Here is a 2710-nt window from a genome sequence, read left to right on the forward strand (position 1 = left end):
CATCGTGAACCTCTCTCGGGTGCATCAATGCCTGAAGTAAAACAAACGAACTCCGGAAAACTCGGGGTACATCAAAGCAATCTTTGAACCGTGCCGGGTTTGATGCCGCATCCTTTTTGTGACGGATGCAGATCATGCCCAAGCGTCACCCGCCCGAGGAGCGTGAGCGAGGCGTCAGGATGGTCCTCGACGACCTCCACGAAGACCCATCCGTCTACTCCGCATGTCAGGTGATAGGGGCCTTGACCCCGGAAACTGGACACGGGGTTTGTGATTACGCGGCTTGCTGCAGGCTATCGGATGTGTGAGCGTTTTCGTAGTCGGTGGGACTGAGATAGTTGCAGTACGAGTGCCGGCGTCGGGTGTTGTAGCGGGTGATCCACCGGAACACCGCGAGCCTTGCCGCCCGGGGCGATTCCCAGCGGGCTGCGCCTTGCAGCGTTTCGTGTTTGAGTGTCGCATTGAACGACTCGGCCAGGGCATTGTCCGCGCTCGTGCCCACCGCTCCCATCGATTGCGCGACACCCAAATCCGCGCAGAGCATCGCGAAGCCCTTTGAGGTGTACTGACTTCCGCGATCGGCGTGGAACACTGCACCGGCAAGGCCGCCGCGTGTGCGAGCTGCGGCCTCGAGCGCGTTCTCCACGAGTTCGGTACGCATGTGCTCGGCGATCGACCAGCCCACCAGGCGTCGGGAGAAGCAGTCGATCACCGTGGCCAAATACAAGAACTCACCGTCTCCGCATGGCAAGTACGTGATGTCACCGACGTATCTGGTGTTCGGTGCGGCTGCGGTGAAATCACGGTTGAGCAGGTCCGGCGACGGAGTGTCGGCTGGTTCGGCGATGGTGGTGCGGTGTTTTCGGCGCAGCCGCAGGCCCTCGATGTTGTTGGCGCGCATGATCCTTGCGATCCGTTTGTGATTAACGCGTTGGCCGGTGGGTTGTCCGTGATTGATCTCGGCGGTGATCCTGGGCCGCCCGTAGGTGTTGTCCACCGTGTGGACGGCGCGAATCTTCTCGGCGAGTTCGAGGTCGGCGATGGCGCGGGCAGCCCGCGTGTCGGCGGCGTTGATCCATGCGTAGTACGACGAGCGGGCGATATCGATGACCTGGCACAACCGCTTCACCGGGTAGGTGTCGGAGTGGTCTGCAACGAACTGGAAGCGGTTCACCAATTCGTCTCTCCGGCGAAATATTTTGCCGCCGACCGCAGGATGTCTCGCTCGGTTTCGAGCTTGGTTTTCTCCGCTCGCAAGTGTGCAACCTCGGCGCGGAGCCTGGCGGCTTCCTGCTCGGGTGTCTCGCCGGTGCCGGGCCCCGGAGCGGTGGCGACGGGTCTGCGGATCGGGATTCCCGCGTTCTTCAGCCATGTGGTCAGGGAGCCGTGGGATATGCCGAGGTCGGCGGCGATCCCGGCTACGGTCGCGCCCTCGGTGTCGCGGTACAGCGCGACTGCGTCACGGCGGAACTCTTCGGAGTAATTTTTCTTTGCCATCGGGTTAGATCTTCTCGCTTTTCCTGGTCTGAGACCAGGATCAAGCGTGTCCAACCCGCGGGGTCAAGGCCCTAGGCCCGAAACTCGGCATCAGTGCCGAATCGCAGCGTAACTTCAGCCATGCGAACCCAGTCGATGCCCAGCATGTACCCGGCGAACATCGCGGAGCAAATGCAGATCACGAACTCGAGCGTAAGCACCGAGAATTCAAAGAAGTCAACAAAATTAGAGACGTCGCAATCGATTTTCTTCGCGAGGGAGCTCGACCCTCGCCGCCGCAGAGGCACCTCCCTGCACCGTAGGCGGTTGGGAACACAGTCCAGGTCATCGACGATCTGCGTGCACAAAATTTCAGGGTCGAGTCGATCTAATGAGATCGGTAGCCGTGCCGGCACCGGACTATCCCCGACGCCCCCTCATTCAGGAACAGCAAGCAACCACAGGCACCGCAGAAAAGAGCTGTACGACCACCGAAAAGCCGCTCACCTGCGTCGCCAAGGCCACGACGTCGCTTCCTGCGCCATCGGACCGCTTGATGCGCGACGAATGGTTGAACGGGGCAGTCAGAGGCCGGCACCAGCACGCCGGTTGCAGATGGTCTGCTCGGGGGCATCGAGACGACCTCGGAGTCGTGCGCGGCCTGTCTTCAACACATCCGGAACTAAAGTTCGACAGCATCGGCCTGCGCTGTACCCCGCGCACTCGGTAGTTTTGGAGTGTCGAGCAGAATAACTTCGTTCTCTGGCCAGACTAAATATCTCGTTGTCAGCGTGACGTGTATACCTACGGTGTACAAGCTGATTCGGCGAGGTGTGAGGTTCACCCCGGAAAGTGGACAGTGGTCACGCGGCCATCGAGGTCGCGGTCAGTGACTTTTCGTAGTTCGTGGGGCTGAGCATCCCGATCGTGGAGTGCCTACGCCGAGTGTTGTAGACGTGCATCCAGTTGTCAACTGCAGCAACTAATTCCGACGCATAGGCGAAAGTGTGTCGATAATAGTACTCGTGCTTGAACGTCGACCACAGGCTCTCCGCACCGGCATTATCCCAGCATATCCCGGTATCTCCCATAGAACGGCGCAGTCTGTACCGTTCGCACGCCTGCTTCATGATCTCTGCAGTGCATTGACTTCCTCTGATGCTCTCCTGAGAGTCAAGCTGCTTTTCGATGGTGTCGGGTGTTCGGGGTGATGGTCTGCGGTCCAGGGTTGAGG

The 2710-nt window shown here is 60.1% G+C and carries 2 protein-coding genes; both read right to left on the reverse strand.

What is annotated here, in order from left to right; genetic code table 11:
* Positions 1-274: 274 nt before the first annotated feature.
* Positions 275-1497 (reverse strand): IS3 family transposase gene (locus V2B23_RS30710; RefSeq protein WP_430953671.1). Its coding sequence is split into 2 segments (ribosomal slippage): positions 275-1191 and positions 1191-1497, totalling 1224 coding nucleotides; the frame shifts between segments, so codons are not numbered across the junction.
* Positions 1498-2339: 842 nt separating this feature from the next.
* Positions 2340-2710: transposase (locus V2B23_RS30715; RefSeq protein ID WP_430953672.1), on the reverse strand; the 371-nt coding region annotated here is incomplete at its 5' end.

It is taken from the genome of Rhodococcus sp. 24CO, assembly GCF_050586165.1.
GTDB lineage: Bacteria > Actinomycetota > Actinomycetes > Mycobacteriales > Mycobacteriaceae > Rhodococcus_F.